This is a genomic window from Neisseria sp. P0009.S007, assembly GCF_051962515.1.
Window position 1 is genome coordinate 1 of record NZ_JBQCVF010000732.1, and the last position, 842, is coordinate 842.

Sequence of the window (842 nt, forward strand, 5' to 3'; positions counted from 1 at the left end):
TTTCCACACCAGCATACCGCCCATTGCGAAAGCGGTGTGATGTCCACCCTGCTCAAATACCATGGCCACAATTTAGACGAAGCCATGATTTTCGGCATTTCCCACGCGCTGACATTTGTCTGGATGCCGCTGATCAAATTAAACGGCATGCCGCTGGTTTCCTACCGTACCGCGCCGCGCAGCATTATCAAAAATACCTGCAAAGCATTGGGGCTGAAATTATCCGTGCGCAAATTTTCCGACGCACAAAGCGGACAAGCCGCGTTGGATGCCGCGCTATCCTCAGGCAAATTGGCCGGTTTGCAAACCTCCGTCTTTTGGCTGCCCTACTTCCCGCCACAAATGCGTTTCCATTTCAACGCACACAATCTCTTGGTGTACGGCAAAGACGGAAACGACTACCTGATCAGCGACCCCGTATTTGAAACCGTACAACGCTGCGCCGCCGAAGATTTGCAACGGGCGCGCTTTGCCAAAGGCGTATTGGCGGCAAAAGGCATGATGTACACCTTGGAAGACAACAGGCCGTCTGAGAAAATCATGGCAGACTTACCCGCCATTATCCGCAAGGCCATACGCAAAAACGCCAAACATATGCTCGCGCCAGTCTTTTTCATCGGCGTCAAAGGCATCCGCACGCTGGCCAAAAAAATCGAATCCCTGCCTGCCAAACAAAACGACAAATACCAAAAACTGTTTCTCGGCCATTTGGTGCGGATGCAGGAAGAAATCGGTACCGGCGGAGCAGGTTTCCGCTATATCTATGCCTACTTCCTCGAACAAGCCGCTCATATCTGCAACGAACCTGCGTTTCAGACGGCCTCAGAACAAATGACCGCCAT

The 842-nt window shown here is 52.0% G+C and carries 1 protein-coding gene; it reads left to right on the forward strand.

Features of this window, described 5'->3' with window-relative positions; genetic code table 11:
• Positions 1–842, forward strand: an 842-nt coding sequence (locus ACTHS3_RS16010; protein ID WP_440368507.1) for a BtrH N-terminal domain-containing protein, incomplete at both ends; no start/stop codon positions are given.